The organism is Allopusillimonas ginsengisoli, assembly GCF_004153455.1.
GTDB lineage: Bacteria > Pseudomonadota > Gammaproteobacteria > Burkholderiales > Burkholderiaceae_B > Allopusillimonas > Allopusillimonas ginsengisoli.
In genome coordinates, this window is the sequence record NZ_SDQE01000001.1 from 839,021 (window position 1) to 855,830 (window position 16,810).

At 61.3% G+C, this 16,810-nt stretch carries 17 protein-coding genes; 7 read left to right on the forward strand and 10 right to left on the reverse strand.

Translation table 11 applies throughout. The features are described from left to right. Nucleotides 1-64: 64 nt before the first annotated feature. A complete protein-coding gene (locus tag ERE07_RS04095) occupies nt 65-991 on the reverse strand; it encodes a hypothetical protein (protein WP_130007508.1) in 927 nt (308 codons plus the stop codon). Nucleotides 992-1,067: 76 nt separating this feature from the next. Here ERE07_RS04095 and ERE07_RS04100 point away from each other — a divergent pair, with 76 nt between their 5' ends. Then, a complete protein-coding gene (locus tag ERE07_RS04100; protein WP_130007509.1) occupies nt 1,068-2,225 on the forward strand; it encodes a pyridoxal phosphate-dependent aminotransferase in 1,158 nt (385 codons plus the stop codon). A 110-nt stretch (nt 2,226-2,335) separates the two neighbouring features. Here the strand turns inward: ERE07_RS04100 and ERE07_RS04105 are convergent, their stop codons facing one another. Then, nucleotides 2,336-3,205 (reverse strand): lytic transglycosylase domain-containing protein, encoded by an 870-nt coding sequence (locus tag ERE07_RS04105; protein ID WP_130007510.1) that lies wholly within the window; start codon nt 3,203-3,205, stop codon nt 2,336-2,338. 81 nt (nt 3,206-3,286) lie between these two features. Between ERE07_RS04105 and ERE07_RS04110 the strand changes: the two genes are divergently transcribed. Then, nucleotides 3,287-4,870: a UbiD family decarboxylase gene (locus ERE07_RS04110; RefSeq protein WP_130007511.1), complete on the forward strand. Its 1,584-nt coding sequence runs from the start codon at nt 3,287-3,289 to the stop codon at nt 4,868-4,870. A gap of 82 nt (nt 4,871-4,952) precedes the next feature. Here ERE07_RS04110 and ERE07_RS04115 read toward each other — a convergent pair whose 3' ends face one another. The 6 genes from ERE07_RS04115 to dacB all read right to left on the reverse strand — a co-directional run bounded on the left by ERE07_RS04115 (nt 4,953) and on the right by dacB (nt 9,313). Beyond that, nucleotides 4,953-5,321 carry a hypothetical protein gene (locus ERE07_RS04115; protein WP_130007512.1) on the reverse strand — a complete coding sequence of 123 codons (369 nt, stop codon included), beginning with the start codon at nt 5,319-5,321 and terminating at the stop codon, nt 4,953-4,955. Continuing rightward, on the reverse strand, nt 5,318-5,740 hold the full coding sequence (locus ERE07_RS04120) for a phage holin family protein (RefSeq protein WP_130007513.1): 423 nt from the start codon (nt 5,738-5,740) through the stop codon (nt 5,318-5,320). Before ERE07_RS04120 ends, ERE07_RS04115 begins: the two co-directional genes overlap by 4 nt. A gap of 55 nt (nt 5,741-5,795) precedes the next feature. Next, on the reverse strand, nt 5,796-6,113 hold the full coding sequence (locus ERE07_RS04125; protein ID WP_130007514.1) for an ElaB/YgaM/YqjD family protein: 318 nt from the start codon (nt 6,111-6,113) through the stop codon (nt 5,796-5,798). A gap of 135 nt (nt 6,114-6,248) precedes the next feature. Next, nucleotides 6,249-6,968: a hypothetical protein gene (locus ERE07_RS04130; RefSeq protein ID WP_130007515.1), complete on the reverse strand. Its 720-nt coding sequence runs from the start codon at nt 6,966-6,968 to the stop codon at nt 6,249-6,251. Nucleotides 6,969-7,119: 151 nt separating this feature from the next. Next, on the reverse strand, nt 7,120-7,755 hold the full coding sequence (gene upp, locus ERE07_RS04135; protein ID WP_130007516.1) for a uracil phosphoribosyltransferase: 636 nt from the start codon (nt 7,753-7,755) through the stop codon (nt 7,120-7,122). Nucleotides 7,756-7,834: 79 nt separating this feature from the next. Beyond that, the gene (gene dacB, locus ERE07_RS04140; protein WP_130007517.1) at nt 7,835-9,313 is read right to left on the reverse strand and encodes a D-alanyl-D-alanine carboxypeptidase/D-alanyl-D-alanine endopeptidase; all 1,479 of its coding nucleotides are present in this window, start codon (nt 9,311-9,313) and stop codon (nt 7,835-7,837) included. 174 nt (nt 9,314-9,487) lie between these two features. Between dacB and queA the strand changes: the two genes are divergently transcribed. Genes queA through secF form a run of 5 tightly spaced genes read left to right on the forward strand, consistent with a single transcriptional unit; the run spans nt 9,488 to nt 14,996 of the window. After that, nucleotides 9,488-10,537 (forward strand): tRNA preQ1(34) S-adenosylmethionine ribosyltransferase-isomerase QueA, encoded by a 1,050-nt coding sequence (gene queA, locus ERE07_RS04150; RefSeq protein WP_130007518.1) that lies wholly within the window; start codon nt 9,488-9,490, stop codon nt 10,535-10,537. Beyond that, nucleotides 10,534-11,670, forward strand: a complete 1,137-nt coding sequence (tgt, locus tag ERE07_RS04155; protein ID WP_130007519.1) for a tRNA guanosine(34) transglycosylase Tgt — start codon at nt 10,534-10,536, stop codon at nt 11,668-11,670. The genes queA and tgt overlap by 4 nt, the downstream gene beginning before the upstream one ends. Nucleotides 11,671-11,725: 55 nt before the next feature. Continuing rightward, a complete protein-coding gene (gene yajC / locus ERE07_RS04160; RefSeq protein ID WP_130007520.1) occupies nt 11,726-12,070 on the forward strand; it encodes a preprotein translocase subunit YajC in 345 nt (114 codons plus the stop codon). 55 nt (nt 12,071-12,125) lie between these two features. Further along, the gene (gene secD, locus ERE07_RS04165) at nt 12,126-14,000 is read left to right on the forward strand and encodes a protein translocase subunit SecD (RefSeq protein ID WP_130007521.1); all 1,875 of its coding nucleotides are present in this window, start codon (nt 12,126-12,128) and stop codon (nt 13,998-14,000) included. A gap of 60 nt (nt 14,001-14,060) precedes the next feature. Further along, on the forward strand, nt 14,061-14,996 hold the full coding sequence (gene secF / locus ERE07_RS04170; RefSeq protein ID WP_130007522.1) for a protein translocase subunit SecF: 936 nt from the start codon (nt 14,061-14,063) through the stop codon (nt 14,994-14,996). Nucleotides 14,997-15,129: 133 nt separating this feature from the next. On the opposite strand, the gene sorU is transcribed toward secF, so the two are convergent. Then, nucleotides 15,130-15,471 carry a SorU family sulfite dehydrogenase c-type cytochrome subunit gene (gene sorU, locus ERE07_RS04175; RefSeq protein WP_130007523.1) on the reverse strand — a complete coding sequence of 114 codons (342 nt, stop codon included), beginning with the start codon at nt 15,469-15,471 and terminating at the stop codon, nt 15,130-15,132. Between the two features lie 100 nt (nt 15,472-15,571). Next, nucleotides 15,572-16,801, reverse strand: coding sequence for a SorT family sulfite dehydrogenase catalytic subunit (gene sorT / locus ERE07_RS04180; RefSeq protein WP_130007524.1), 1,230 nt, complete (start codon nt 16,799-16,801; stop codon nt 15,572-15,574). Nucleotides 16,802-16,810 lie beyond the last annotated feature (9 nt).

A 16,810-nucleotide genomic window follows, 5' to 3' on the forward strand; every position in this document is an offset into this window, starting at 1 on the left:
TGGGACATGCCTGCACACCTATGCCCCAAAACTGATTTGGCAAATAGCGCCGGAACGAGCGGTTTCAAAGGTCCTGGCCGGGGTGCGGAAAATGGCCCTTGGGATCAAACAGCGCCTTGACACCGGCATCCAACTCACCCGCCTGCGCGAAGAGCCCGAGATCCGCCGCACGCGCGGAGGCAAACCGACTGCCGTAAGGAGGCTCGACCATGGGCTGGGCCAGACGCTCATCGATCACGACCCATTCAACCCAGCCGAGGTCGCCGCCATGCCCGAGCACCAAGTGAGCGAGATTAACGTCCTGGCCTTCGATGGGCTTCAAGGCGTCGAGCCGATAACGGGCCGGCCAGTTCGGGGCCTGCCTGCACGCAGCCGCTGCGTCGCTCGCCGACAACTGGTACAGCGCAGGGATAAGCCGCTGCAGCCGTGCGCCCTCGAGCGGCTTGCGGTTGTGCTCGCCAAACGGGCCCAGGCTGACTGCCTGGCCATCGGCCAGCAACACGGATGCATGAACAATGCCGCTGCGGAAGGTTTCACCCGCAGGCCAGTCGCACAGTCGGCGATCGGCCAGCCAGGCAGCCACCGTAATATGGCAGGGAAGATCGGCGAAGGCGGTCAGGCCTGCGGATTCGAGCTCCCCCAGCAGGCAGCCAGGCTGTACGAACCACAGGGCACCACCCGGCTCCAACCGCTCACAACGTCCCAAAGAACGGCCCGGATCCATCCAGAGCACCGGCATGTCTTCGATGCGCGTCGCAGCGGGGATATCGTCCAGCGCGAACAGCACGCCATGCTCCTCACACAGGCTGCGAGCCTTGTGCACTTCGGCTGCCTGCTTGGGGGTAAGCCTTGCGGCGCCCACGCCTTCTACGGTCTCGAATTCATAGAATGGCCCCTCCATGGATCTGCGCATGGCCTGGCAGAACGCCTGCCAGGGGTCTGTGGGGAGGCGCCGGCCGGTGAGAAATGCACGGCGGGATGAGGACTGCATAGTTTGTTATCCTTGATTCTGTAGCGGGGTACGCCAGGAGGCTACAATCCATTCTTTTACCTGAGATTTTCGCATCATGTCCCGCCTTGCCAAGCGTACCGAACAATTCATGCCATTCTACGCTGTGGAGCTCTTCAAGAAAGCAAGTGTCCTGCAAGCGCAAGGCCACGACATTATCAGCCTGGGCATAGGCGAACCGGACTTCACCGCGCCGCCGCAAGTCATCGAAACCCTGAACCGCGCCGCCCAGGCGGGTTTGAGCGGCTACACCTCGCCAGCCGGGCTGCCGCTGCTTCGCGACGCCATTGCCCGGTACTATGCAACGGCCTTTGGCGCGGCCATCGACCCCTCGCGCATTATCGTCACGTCGGGTGCTTCTGGCGCCTTGCTGCTGGGGACCATGGCGCTCATCAACCCCGGCGACGAAGTCCTGATGCCGGATCCATCCTACCCGGCCAATCAGAATTTCATCACCGCCGCCGGCGGCGTGCCGCGCCTGATCCCCGCGAGCGCGGCGCAGCGCTTTCACCTGAGCGCCCAGGATATCCGTGAACACTGGGGGCCAGCCACCCGCGGCGTGCTGATCGCATCACCCAGCAACCCCACTGGCGCCACCATCTCGCGCGAAGACCTGCGAGCGCTTATCGCCGAAGTACGGCAACGCAACGGTTTCATTATCATGGATGAAATCTATCTGGGCCTGTACTACGACGAGCGCCCTCAAAGCGCATTGACGCTGGACAATGATCTCATCGTCATCAACAGCTTTTCCAAGTACTTTCACATGACGGGCTGGCGCCTGGGCTGGTTGATCGCCCCGCAGGATATGATGCCCGCCATCGAAAAACTCGCAGCGAGCCTGGCCATTTGCGCTCCCTCGCTCGCTCAGCATGCGGCCATCAGTTGTTTTGAACCTGAGGTCATACAGGTGTATGAAAACCGTCGTCTCTCGTTCAAGCAGCGGCGCGACTTCCTGCTGCCGGAGCTCGAAAAACTGGGCCTGCATGTACCAGTCGTGCCCGACGGCGCGTTCTACATCTATACCGACGTCAGCCAGCACAGCTCGGATAGCGCAGCGTTCTCGCACCGCCTGCTGCACGAAGCGGGGATCGCCGCCGTGCCGGGGCTGGATTTCGGCCCGGCTCACGCAGCAAATTTCCTGCGGCTTTCCTATGCCACGGGCCTGGATCGCCTGCAGGAAGCCATGGAAAGACTAAGGCGCTTCCTGGGGTAGATTTTCTGGCGGTCTTTTTCTGGCCATGCGGTTGGGCAACCTGCCCTTTACCCGAACGACGAGCGTTCGCAAGCCTTGGACTTGTTGGCCAAGATTGCGGGCAAACGCATTCAGTTGGCTTTGATCGGTATTCCCGAGGCCAGCGCAATACGACGCCGCTCGGCCAGCACCTTGGCGCCATAGCCGCCGTCGCTGGGCCCGGTGGCCCCCACATAGCACGCCAGGCCGCCTTCCACGGAACCTCGCCGCTTGATGCAGTCGTAGAGAATCTGCGTACCCACGCGGATATTGGCAATCGGATTCAGCGCGGCAATCGGCCCGTCGGTGAAGACTTCGAACTTGTCCTTATGCACCTTGGTCATCACCTGCATTAAGCCCTGCGCGCCCACGTGACTTTCAGCATAGGGGTTGTAGCGCGACTCAATGGCGATCACCGCCAGAATCAGCTGAGGGTCCATATTGCGCTCGCGGGCCACTACAAAAGCGGTATTGACCAGTGCGCCAGCCACGCTGTAGGCAATGCGATACTTGCGGGCAATATAGCTGCGCAGCGACTGCGCCTGCGCGTTGGTCAGGCCTGGCACATGCTGGCCCGCTTCCGATGCCCGGAGCGCCAGCGCAAAGCTCAATTGGGCGCCCGCCGGCGGGCGCGAAGCCTGCTCTGCCTGATCCGTGGCCTGCTCATCTTCGGCGGGAACATTGGCATCTGGTGCCTTGCCCGGCAAAAACAAGTCGTTTTCAATATTGCCCAGGGTGGCAAACGCCTGATCCTGAAAGCCGTCGGGCTTGAGGGCAACGACCAGTGCTTCGTGGATTTGGCGCGCCTGCTCTCGCAACGATGGCACGATCGCGGCCAGCGTGCCGCTGACCAGGACGGCAATGCCCAGGTAAACGGCGCTCACGTACACCAGCTCGCTCAGGCGATAGGACGCCCCCCGCAGGGAGCGGACAAGCAGCGAATGAGGATCTGCCACGGCCAATTTAGCCCCTTGACGATAAAATGACGAAGGTCGATGTTAACCTCCTGACTTCCTACGAATGTAACCCGATCGGCGCAACCTGTGAAATATCGTGACCTGAGAGACTTTATCGCCCAACTCGAGCGGGCCGGTGAGCTGAAAAGGCTGACACCGCCCGTCTCGACCGATCTCGAAATGACCGAGATCAGTGATCGCGTTCTGCGCGCGCAAGGTCCCGCCCTGCTTTTCGAGCAGCCGCAGCATAACGGCGCGCCCGCGCAAATGCCGGTATTGACCAACCTTTTTGGCACGCCCAAGCGTGTAGCCTGGGGCATGGGCGCGGATGACGTCAGCGCCCTGCGCGATGTGGGCGAACTGCTGGCTTCGCTGCGCGAACCCGAAGCCCCACGCGGGCTGCGCGATGCCCTGGCCACCGTCAGCAAGCTCAAGGCGGCATTGTGGGACATGAGCCCCAAGATGATCAAAGGCGGCCCTTGTCAGGATATCGTGCGCGAAGGCAAGGATGTGGATCTCAACGCGATTCCCCTGCAACGCTGCTGGCCCGGCGATATCGCTCCGCTGCTCACGTGGGGCCTGGTCGTGACCCGTGGTCCGAACGCCAAACGCCAGAACCTGGGCATCTATCGGCAGCAACTCATCGGCCGCAACAAGCTGATCATGCGGTGGTTGTCGCATCGGGGCGGCGCGCTGGATTTCAGAGACCATTGCCTGGCCCATCCCGGCGAGCCTTTTCCAATTGCGGTGGCGTTAGGCGCCGACCCCGCCACGATTTTGGGCGCGGTTACTCCCGTGCCGGACAGCCTGTCCGAATACCAGTTCGCTGGCCTGCTTCGCGGTTCGCGCACTGAGCTTACCCAAACCCTGGGCAGCGCGCTCTCGGTCCCCGCCTACGCCGAGATCGTATTGGAAGGGCATATCCTGCCCTCCAGTGATCCCCGCGCATTGCCACCCACGGCAGCCGCGGCCGCTCACGCTTCCACGGCTGCCACGAACGGTGCGCATCCTCCGCCCCCGCCGCCGGACACTGGTTACGAAATGGCGCTGGAAGGCCCCTACGGCGACCATACCGGGTATTACAACGAACAGGACTGGTTTCCGGTCTTTACGGTGGATCGCATCACCATGCGGCGCAATCCGCTGTATCACAGCACCTATACCGGCAAGCCGCCCGACGAGCCAGCCGTGCTTGGCGTCGCGCTCAACGAGGTGTTCGTGCCGCTGCTCAAGCGTCAGCTTCCGGAAATCGTGGATTTCTACCTGCCTCCCGAAGGCTGCAGTTACCGCATGGCAGTTGTGTCCATGCGCAAGCAATACCCCGGCCATGCCAAGCGGGTGATGTTCGGCTTATGGAGTGTGCTGCGTCAATTCATGTACACCAAGTTCATTGTCGTCGTCGATCACGATGTAGATGTGCGCAACTGGCAAGAAGTGATCTGGGCCATGACAACCCGCATGGATCCCGTGCGCGACACCGTGCTGGTCGAAAACACCCCTATTGATTACCTGGATTTTGCCTCCCCGGTTTCGGGGCTGGGCGGAAAGATGGGCATGGATGCCACAAACAAATGGCCTGGCGAAACCCAGCGCGAATGGGGCAGGCCCATACAGATGGACGACAATGTCAAGGCGCGCGTGGACGCCCTTTGGCAAACACTGGGCCTCTGAGCGCCAGCCGCGACGGTGCGCTTAACGGCGTCCGCGCGGCCGCGCGCGCGGGTTTGTTTTCAAGCAGCGCTGTTCTGGCTGCTCAAGCATCGCCCACGTTGTCGTTCTTGTGTTTCATATTGCGGGCGAGCTGCCAACTGAGCAACAAGCCAGCTCCGATGCGCCACCAACGCCGCCGCTTGCCCTTGCCCAGGCCTGACAGCAACGCCGACGCACCGGATGCCAGCAGCGGATAGCGCCGTGTCAGTGTGACGGCTTCCAGCACCCACTGCGACGCAGAGCGTGATGACAACCGGGGAAAAGCACTGTGCGCCAGCGCTCCTGGCCGCAAGGAGGCCGCCAGCTCTCGCGCATCCCGCGCAACGGCTTGACGCTCAAGCGCCGCCCGGGCTCGCGCAAGCTCAATGCGTACGGCGCGCTCCCGGGCGCTATTGCGATTATCTTGCGTCATGGCAGCTCCCTTCCCCCTGGCAAATCACCCGGAGACACGGCAGAAGAAGGCTCGCGCAAGCGCTCCGCGAGCGCGAGATCACGTCGCAGCTCTTCGACTGTCGCCGAAAAAGGCATGGGCGAATACAACAGGCGTTGCCGTATTGCAAGAAACAAGCCGGCGCCGATCAGGCCGTAAATCAGGGCCAGTACGCCCAAGGCCAGATAGCGCTGGTCTGTCGGCCAGAAATACAGCGCCACCGCGATGGAAAACACCAGCAGGGCCAGTGTCAGGAACAGCAACGCCCCAAACGCCATGCCCAGGAGCGTAATCAAATGTGATTTCTGCTCAGAGGCCTCGAGCGAAAAGAGCTCGATCCGGGTGCGCACGATGGACAGCAGCGTACACGCCAAGTCGCCTACCGATTGTCTTAGGGCCATATCCCGCCTTCTTGTCGGTATTGGTAAAAATCCGGGGGGCCAAGCCCCCGGCGGTTTAGCGACGGCAGATCAAAGCGCCAAGCAACACGCCGGCCAGACCCGCCATACCGATCGCCTGCCAGGGATTATCGTGTACGTAGTCATCCGTGACACGCGCCGCGCGGCGGCCACGCTCGAACACCGCATCCTGTGTGTCGTACAGGGCTTCGCGTGTGCGCTTGAGCGACAGCAGTGCACTTTCACGCAGTTCGGCTGCCTTGTCGCCTGTGGCTTCGGCGGCTTCGCGCAACAGTTTTTCGGCATCGTCCAGGCTGGTCTTGACGCTGTCGATGAATTCTTCTTCGCTAGTCCGAACAGTCTTTTTTGTTGCCATGATTCACTCCTAATCAAACTCGGTTGAAACAATAAGGGGTCGTTTTAACGCTTGAGCCATGCCCAACCCTTCGCAGCACCAGCCCAATTCAAAGAACACGTAATCCCTGCAAAACCCACAGGCTGCACTCCAAAACTACTGCACCAATGTAACTTCTACGGTTGAGGTCACCCCGCTTTGCACGCTGTCCTGCTTCATGACCATGCTGACATCAGGGCAATACCAATCCGTGACAGCAGATGTCATGCCTGGCACCGGGAGCACCAACCCGTTGAACGACGCCTGGGTGGGTTCGCTGACCCGCGTGTACTGCACTGGCCAGCAGGATTGTTCGCCCGCCGCCGTGCTGATGCGCTGGCGTTCGCCCACGGTACGCTCGCCCGTGCGTATGACCACGGGCTTTGCGTCGACCGCTTTTTTGTCGACGTGCAATTGAAACTGCTGGGCGGGAAATGTCTGGCCAGCCTGGGTAATGGGCGAGGCGTACGAAAATAGCCCCAGCATGCGCAGGTCAAACTTTCCCTGGACGGGAACACGCTGGCCATTGCCGTCATCGCGCTCGAAACTGGCCTGGCCATTACTGACTTTCATCCAGTAATCTACCTTGGACTTGCCCCCGGGCAAGCCCGCCAGTCCATAGGTAGCCGTACCCTGAACGCGTGCCTGGCAGGCGTTGTCGCCCTGCTTTTTGACGTTGGAGAAACTCAAGTCTGCGCCAAGCGTCATCATGCCGGAACCGCTGAGCTGAACGCGGCCGCCATCGTGCATGAACGGCGTCTGGCACATACCCGCCACCGCAGGGCCTGCCGCCAGACCAACAAGACATCCTGCCAGAATCGTAAACCAGGAACGCATAGGCACCATCTGAATAAAGATATCGAGTCTTCATACTAACCGATTTGCCATCGACCCTCAGGCTCGGCGTCTTCGCAAAAGTTAAGCAATTATGAACGCCGTTACATTTGGTGCGGGGTTTTGCGGCGCGCAGCCTCACCCCGCGACGGACTCAATGCTTTTGGCGCGTACCGAAGATACGGTCGCCCGCGTCACCCAGCCCGGGGATAATGTAGCCGTCGCCGTTGAGATGGCTGTCGATGGAAGCGGTATAAATATCGACATCGGGATGCTTGTCTTGTACGGCCGCAATACCCTCGGGCGCCGCCACCAGCACCAGGGCACGGATGGAACGCGAGCCGGCCTTCTTGAGCAAATCTATGGTGGCCACCATGGAGCCGCCCGTGGCCAGCATGGGATCGACAATCAGTGCAACGCGCTGGTCCATCTGCCCCGCCAGCCGCTCCAGATAGGTTTGGGCCTCCAGTGTCTCTTCATTGCGCGCAATACCGACGGCGCTTACGCGCGCTCCCGGTATCAGGCTGAGCACCCCATCCAGCATGCCGATGCCTGCGCGCAGGATGGGCACCACGGTTACCTTCTTGCCAGCGAGCTTTTCGACATCCAGCGGCCCTGCCCAGCCTTCGATGCGAACCGGCTCCAGGGGCAGATCCTTCATGGCTTCATAGGTGAGCAGCGCGGCGATCTCCTGCGACATTTCGCGGAAATTCTTGGTGCTGAGGTCTGCGCGGCGCATCAGGCCAAGCTTGTGGCGAATGAGCGGATGGCGTATTTCGTGAATAGGCATGGGAATCCCTTGCAGAGTAGCCTGCGATGTTATTTTGTGACAGCTGTTACGCTATTTTATGGCGAGGCATGATTTGGGCTCAGCGTTCGGCGAGCCACGCCACCAGGGCATCGTCAAATGCCCGCACGGCAGACGACCGTTCATCATTCACCATGCTGACCAGAATATAGCGCTTGCCGCTTGCGCCCAGCACATAGCCCGCCAATGCCCGCGTGGCGCGCAGCGTTCCCGTCTTGAGGTGGGCCATCCCCTTGACCTCGTTATCCCGCATGCGGCGCCTGACCGTGCCGTCCACCCCCGCGATCGCCAGAGACGAAATAAACTCGGGCATGAGCGGCGAGCGCCAGGCCGCATCCAGCATGCCAGCCAAGCCTTGTGCTGTCAGGCGACTGGCCCGCGACAAGCCTGCGCCATTGTCGATCACCCATCCACGTGTATCGACACCTTGTCCCGCCAGCAAGCGCAGCGCCGAAGATGCCCCCGATTGTGGCGTTGCGCCCTGGCCGGACATCTCCGCGCCCAGGGTGAGCAGCAGCGTGCGCGCCATCACATTATTGCTGTGCTTGTTGATATAGCGAATGGTATCGCCCAGGCTCTGGGAGTCATGCCAGGCCAGCGTCGTAGCATTGTTGGGCACCCGCCCCGCGCGAACGCCACGCGCCAGCGTGCCCCCCAGTTCTCGCCACAGCATGGTGAACAGCGAGGCAAAATACTCGCGCTGAGGCAGCGCAAGGCGGTATATGCTGAATTCGCCGCATGAACCCGCAGCCGCGCCGCCCACGCGCACCACGAATTCGCCATTGACGGGCAACACTTGGGTCGAGATCGAGGGCGAGCCAGGGCACACGGCATCCGTCCATTTGATTTCGCCTTCTACCCGCATACCGCGAAAGGGCGGATCCAGGACGGGTATCCATTTGCGCGCCGCCGCGTCGGGCTGAAACATCAATCGCACCGCGCCCAGGCCCACCATCATGGCGTCGGGGCTGGCGTTGTACGGGCGATCAGGGGCGTCATCGAAGGCGCCCGGATCCGTGTCGACATTGCCAAAGATAGATCGGTCTACCACGACTTCGGTCAGATTCTTGACACCGCGCATGCGCAGTTCACGCAACAGCGCCCAGAGATCCTGCATGGTAAAAAAGGGATCTCCACCGGCCTTGATATACAGAGGCCCAGCCAGGGTGCCCTGCGCGTCGATGCGCCCCTTGCCCTCGGCCAGCGCCGTGGTACGCCAGACATAGTCTGGGCCGAGGCCCGACAACCCGGCCCAGGTCGTGACCATTTTCATCACCGAGGCCGGGTTGCGCGGCTCGCCCGGATTGACAGCCACCAGGGTAGGGCCACCGATTTCCTGCACGTACAAAGACAGCGCACTATCGGGTAGCCGTGTGGCACGCCAGAGTTTGTCGAGCTCGGGCGGCAAACCCTGCGCCTGGGCAAAGCTGGCTGCCAGGCAAGCCAGCAATGCAATCAGCCACCAGGCACGATGAATACACCCGGCGAGCGGGCGTGGATAGGCGTGTTTTCGGTAGTGTGACGCCGGCTGCGATACCATGTGGCGGCTTTCCCTCAAAAAGCATCAGCATACCCAAAGAAGACGGGCCCGGGACAGCGAGTAAACAATTTTTTGCCATCGCAGCTTAAAATACCGCCAGCCTGCCTCGCCGGCAAGCTCACCACACAATTCAATCCGCCGATTCGCTCATGCACCGGCCAGCAACTATTTTCCGTGAATCCTGCTCTTCAACTTTCACAGTTCGATTACGAACTGCCGCCAGAACTCATTGCCCAAACGCCTGCCGCGCGCCGCGTCGAAAGCCGCCTGCTGCACCTGGACGCCCAGGGTGGGCTGCACGATCGGCAATTCATCGACCTGCCCAGCCTGCTGCGCCCCGACGACCTGCTGGTCTTCAATGACACCCGGGTCATCAAGGCACGCCTGACAGGCCAGAAAGAAAGCGGGGGCAAAGTCGAAGTTCTGGTGGAGCGCATCACCGCCCCCAACCGTGTCCTGGCCCATGTACGCGCCAGCAAGTCGCCCAAGGCGGGCACACGCCTGATGCTGGCCGACGCGTTCGCGGCAACCGTGATGGGCCGCGAGGGCGAGCTCTTCGACATCATGTTTCCCGAACGTGTACTCGATTTGCTGGATCGCCATGGCGCCACGCCCCTGCCTCCCTATATCGAGCACGCTGCCGATCAACTGGACGAAGACCGCTACCAAACGGTCTATGCACGCGAGCCAGGCGCCGTTGCCGCCCCGACGGCAGGCCTGCACTTCGACGACGCCATGCTGCGCACGCTTGGGGACATGGGCGTGAGCCAGGCCTTTGTCACGCTGCATGTCGGCGCGGGCACTTTCCAGCCCGTGCGGGTGCAAAACCTGTCCGAACACACCATGCATGCCGAACGCTATTCCGTTTCGCCGGAAACGGTCGACAAGGTTCATGCCGCACGCGCGCGCGGCGGCCGCGTCGTGGCCGTCGGCACCACCAGCGTACGGGCGCTTGAATCCGCCGCAGCGCAGTGGCTGGCGCCTGACGCCGATCGCCGGGGAACCTTTGAAGGCGATACACGTCTGTTCATCACGCCCGGGTATCAGTTTGCATGGGTGGACGCACTGGTCACCAATTTTCACCTGCCGCAATCCACGCTCCTGATGCTGGTCTCCGCCCTGGCGGGCATGGATCCCATCCGGCGTGCCTATGCGCATGCCGTCCAATCCAGGTATCGCTTCTTCAGCTACGGCGATGCCATGTTCATCGAATCCGCTCAATGACCGGCTTACAGTTTCAACTCCAGGCTACCGACGGCGCCGCAAGGCGCGGCCGCATCACGCTCAATCACGGCGTGGTCGAAACACCCATTTTCATGCCCGTAGGCACCTATGGCAGCGTCAAGGCCATGCTGCCGCACGAGCTGGACGACATCGGCGCCCAGATTGTGCTGGGCAACACCTTTCATCTGTGGCTGCGTCCCGGCACCGACGTCATGGAAAAGCACCACGGGCTGCACGGCTTCATGCAGTGGCCCAAGCCCATCCTCACCGACTCGGGCGGCTTTCAGGTGTTCAGCCTGAATGGCCTGCGCAAGATCACCGAAGAAGGCGTCAAGTTCGCTTCGCCCATCGATGGCGCGCGCCTGTTCCTCACTCCCGAGGAATCCATGCGCATCCAGCGCTCGCTCAATTCCGACATCGCCATGGTGTTCGACGAATGCACGCCGTACACCATAGATGGCCGTCCCGCCACGGTCGAAGAAGCTGCCCGCTCCATGCGCATGTCGCTGCGCTGGGCCCAGCGCTCACGCACCGCCTTCCATCAGTTGGAGAACCCCAATGCGCTGTTTGGCATCGTTCAAGGGGGCATGTACGAACATCTGCGCGATGAATCCCTGGCCGGGCTCGTGGATATCGGCTTCGAAGGCTATGCAATCGGCGGCCTGTCGGTGGGCGAGCCCAAAGAAGACATGATGCGTGTGCTTTCCCATGTTGCGCCCCGGCTGCCCGAAAACGCCCCCCGCTACCTGATGGGCGTCGGCACCCCCGAAGACCTGGTCGAAGGCGTCGCCCGCGGAGTGGACATGTTCGACTGTGTCATGCCCACGCGCAATGCGCGAAACGGCTGGCTGTTCACCCGGTATGGCGATATCAAGATACGCAACGCGCGCTACCGCGACGACACGCGCCCGCTGGACCCCTCCTGCACCTGCCATACCTGTCAGCATTTCAGCCGCGCCTACCTGCACCACCTGCAGCGCGCCAACGAAATCACCGGCTCACGCCTGAACACCTTGCACAATCTGCATTTTTACCTCGCACTGATGAGCGAAATGCGCGATGCCATCGAGGCGGGCCGCTTCACGCAGTGGCGCGAACAGTTCCACCGCGATCGCGCCCGCGGCATCGAATAGAAATTATCCCGCTACAATACAGAGTTAACTAAAAATCCTTCAGGAGAAACAATCCATGGCAGTCACCGACACCTTGACACTGATTACGGCCCAGGCGGCCGCTGGCGGCGAGAACGCGCTGATGGGCATGCTGCCCATCATCCTGATGTTCGTGATCCTCTATTTCCTGATGATCCGTCCCCAGATGAAGCGCCAGAAGGAACACCGCAACATGGTCGCCAATCTGGCCAAGGGCGACGAAGTCATCACCAGCGGCGGCATGCTGGGCAAGGTCACCAAGATCAGTGACAACTACATTACCGTGGAAATCAGCACGCTAGCCGACAAGCCTGTCGAGACGCTTGTACAGCGCACGGCTGTCACATCGGTCCTGCCCAAGGGCACGATCAAGGCTCTCTGATCCGTCCGTCTCCAGGCGCCCGCGGCGCCTTTCCTGCTCCAGCTTCTGATCTACCATGAACCGCTACCCACTCTGGAAGTACCTCACCGTACTGGTGGCCCTGATTCTGGGCCTGCTGTACACACTGCCTAATTTCTTCGGGGAATCTCCCGCAGTTCAGGTGGCTGGCGCAAAGGCCACTGTCAAAGTAGAAAACAGCACGCTGGAGCGGATCGAAAACCTGCTCAACAGCCACAGTATCCCCTTCACGGCTAGCCGTTTCGATATGAACGGCCCGGTCGGCACGGTACGCGTGCGTTTCGACAACACCGACGTCCAACTCAAGGCCAAGGATCTCATCGAGAAGAACCTGAATCCCGATGCCTCCGACCCTGGCTATACGGTAGCGCTGAACCTGCTGCCGGCGTCGCCAAACTGGTTGTCCGCGCTCAACGCCCACCCCATGTACCTCGGCCTTGACTTGCGCGGTGGCGTGCATTTCCTGCTGCAAGTCGACATGCAAGGCGCGCTCACTGGCCGCTACGACTCCATGGCCAACGATGTGCGCAGCACGCTGCGCACTGCCAAGGTGCCTGTTTCGGGTGTCGAACGCGACAGCATGTCTATCGTCTCCACCTATGCCAGCGAAGCCGACCGAGACGCCGCTGCCTCCGCGCTGCGTCGGGCCATGCCCGAGATGGCCTTCACCAATGCGGGTGAAAACGGCGGCAAATACCTGCTGACCGGCCGGCTTACCGAAACCGCGATCACTCAGGTGCAGACCAACGCCCTCAAGCAGAACATCACCACGCTGCACAATCGCATCAACGAACTCGGCGTCGCCGAGCCTGTCATCCAGCAACAGGGGGCCGACCGCATTATTGTTCAGTTGCCAGGCGTGCAAGACGTCGCCAAGGCCAAGGAAATCCTGGGGCGCACGGCTACGCTGGAAATCCGCATGGTCGACGACTCGCCCGCTGCACAGGCCGCCCTGGCCGCAGGTACCGTGCCGTTCGGGCTTGAGCGCTACGAAGACAGCGACGGCCGCCCATTGCTGCTGCGCCGCCAGGTCATCCTCACTGGCGAAAACCTGCAGGATGCCCAACCGGGCCGCGATCAGCAAACCCAGCAGCCGTCGGTCAACCTCACGCTGGATTCCAAGGGCGCGCGCATTTTCCGCGACGTCACGCGCGACAACATCAACAAGCGCATGGCCATCCTGCTGTTCGAACAAGGCAAGGGTCAGGTCGTCACCGCCCCTGTCATCCGCAGCGAGATTCCTGGCGGGCAGGTGCAGATCACGGGCAGCATGACCGCCCAGGAAGCCGCTGACACCGCCCTGCTGCTGCGCGCCGGTTCGCTCGCCGCGCCCATGGAAATCATCGAAGAACGCACCATCGGCCCCAGCCTGGGCGCCGACAACATCGCCAAGGGCTTCTACTCCACGCTCTATGGCTTTATCGCCATCGCAATCTTCATCGTCGCCTACTACCGCCTGTTTGGCATGTTCTCCACACTGGGGCTGGCCTTCAACGTGCTGTTGCTGCTGGCGGTGTTGTCCATGCTGCAGGCCACACTCACCCTGCCAGGCATTGCCGCCATCGCACTCACCCTGGGCATGGCGATCGACTCTAACGTGCTGATCAACGAACGGATACGCGAGGAACTGCGGGCCGGGCTGCCGCCACAGCAGGCCATTCACCTGGGCTTCGAACGCGCCTGGGGCACGATTCTCGACTCCAATCTCACCACGCTGATCGTCGGCCTGGCGCTGCTGGCCTTCGGAACCGGCCCAGTACGTGGCTTTGCCGTGGTCCACTGCATCGGTATCCTGACGTCGATGTTCTCGTCCATCGTGGGCGTGCGCGCTCTGGTCAACCTCTGGTACGGCCGCAAGCGCAAGTTGCGCACCGTCTCCATCGGCCAGATCTGGAAACCCGAAAAGGACTGAACCTGAGCATGGCGCGGCGCAACAACGCCGCCCCTTCGTCACCTACAGGCAAGACAAAACATGGAATTTTTCCGCATCCACCGCACCATCCCTTTCATGCGCCACGCGCTGGTGCTGAACCTGATCAGTCTGATCACGTTTCTTCTGGCAGTGTTCTTCATTGCCACGCGCGGCTTTCACCTGTCGATCGAATTCACAGGCGGCACAGTCATGGAAGTGCACTACGAGCAGGCAGCCCAGCTCGATCAGGTTCGCACAGCCATCGACAGCCTGGGATACACCGATTTCCAGGTGCAGAACTTCGGCACGTCGCAAGACGTCCTGATCCGCTTGCCATTGCGCCAAGGTGAAAGCTCCGCCGCGCAAAGCGATGCCGTCTTGAGCGCCCTGCAGCACCAGGATGCCCAGGTGACGCTGCGCCGCGTGGAATTCGTCGGTCCGCAGGTGGGCCAGGAGCTCGTGCACAACGGCCTGATGGCGCTGCTGTGCGTGGTCGTAGGCATCATGCTGTATCTGGCCTTCCGCTTCGAATGGAAGTTCGCTGTGGCCGGCGTGGTCGCCAACCTGCACGATGTGGTGATCATCCTGGGCTTCTTTGCGTTCTTCCAATGGGAATTTTCGCTATCGGTGCTGGCCGGGGTACTGGCTGTGCTGGGTTACTCCGTCAATGAATCCGTGGTCATCATGGACCGTATTCGCGAAAACTTCCGCAAGCAACGCAAATCCTCAGTGCGCGAGGTCATCAACAGCGCCATCACCCAAACCATCTCCCGCACCATCATCACCCATGGGTCCACACAGATGATGGTGCTGTCCATGCTGTTCTTCGGCGGCCCCACACTGCACTATTTCGCGCTGGCCTTAACCATTGGCATCTGGTTCGGCATCTACTCTTCTGTGTTCGTGGCCGCGGCTATCGCCATGTGGCTGGGCGTCAAGCGCGAAGACCTGGTCAAACCAGTCAAGAAGGACGACCCGGGCGCGGAAATCGCCTGAGGTTTCACGCCACAGGCCACACCCTCAGCACCCGGCGCCTCATTGCCGCAGCAAAAAGGCCACGTTGCATGACTAACCATGCAACGTGGCCTTTTTTTGTTGGTCGCTTAACAGGCAGACCTGGGCCAGGGGATTATTCGCCCCCGCCCGTCACATGCGATACATAGGCCGATACGGCGTCGATGGCAGCTTCGTCCAGCGAGGCGGCAAACGCAGGCATGGTGCCGGCGCCTTCAGTCACCATTTTCCTGACATGCGCATAGCCAGGCTTGAGCTCATCGAGGTTCGGTCCGATGGCGCCTGTTGCGCCGGCATCCTCCAACGTATGACAGACCGCACAGGCAGGCACTGCCTCGGTCAGGAAAATAGCCTTGCCTTTTTCGAGCGTTGCCGCGTCAGGCTCGGCCGCTACACTGGTACAGGCCAGGCACGCCAGGAACACGCCGGCGACCCGGGACAGTACGGAATAACTCATGCTTACATCCTCGTTACTAACAAATTTCATATAAATCCCACAAGGGGCGAAAAGCGCGCCCTGACGGGCGCGCCTTCAATGTACCGCTGAATGACTGGCGTCAGGCAACCTTGACAGCCAGCATGTGATCACGCCAACTGTTGTTCAAGTAGCCACGGTTATTCTCCAACCGTTCTTCGGGCTGGACATCGCCGTCGGCGTTGGTGGCCCGGCTTGCCAGCTCGTGCGTACCGGCATCAAGCGTAGCTGACAGCACGAACTCACGCCAGGCATAGGGCCCGAGGTCAGGCCCAACGAACTCAGCCTTTTGCCAATCCTTGCCGCCGTTCACCGACACTTCAATCTTGCTGGCAGCGGACATCCCACCCATCGCCACGCCGCGAATCTGTACCTTGCCGGCCTTGACGGCCTGATCAGGCTCCGAAGGATAGGTAATCCACGACTTGACGGGCATTTCCCAGATGGACGCATGAATAGGCGCGCCACTTTCGCCGAGTGGCGCGAAGCGGTAGCCCGTTTGCTGAATCTTGGCGGGAGACTGCTCTGTCGTGAACGCAATCTGCTTGACGTACTTGACGTTATTGACGCCTGTATAACCAGGAATAATGACGCGCAGCGGTCCGCCATGCGCCAGTGGCAGCGGCTCGCCATTGACTTCCCACGCCAGAATGGCGTCATCCAGGGCTTCTACGGGGACGGAACGCTCCACCATGATGGTCTTGGGATCCAGGCCCTCCGGAATCTCTTCCCCACCCAGGCTGGTCATGAACTTCATACCGCTTTCAATGCCGCCAACGGCTTCCAGCAGCGCCTTGACAGGCACGCCGCTGAATATCACACAGCCGGCTGCGCCCACTGTCCATTTAGTGCCGCTGGGTTCGCTGGGGAACCAGGCCCGACCGTTGCCTGAGCACTGCAGCACCACCGGTACCGATTCCAGCCCAAGCGTTTTCAGTTCAGCCACGGTAAAGCTGCGTGGCTTGCCGACGCCTTTGATTTCTACCGTCCACGCATCCGGATCCTTGACAATCTCTTCCGAAGGCGGATTCAGGTTATTACGCACGAACAACCGGTCCAGGGGTGTCACCACACCCGAGCCGAACGCAGAGCGACGCAGCTCAATCGTATTGGCGCTATGGACAATCATGCTGTCCAGGTCTTTCCAGTCCGCATACGCTGGCAGGGGTTTGGCGGCAGCCGCGCCCGCGTCCTTCGCTGCAGCCTGCTGTGCACTGGCCAGGGAAGGCACGCCGCCCAATCCAGCAAAGGCCATGAGTCCACCCGTCGTAGCCAGCATGCGCCGGCGACTGTGATTTTGCAGTTCGTTCATCATTGCTCC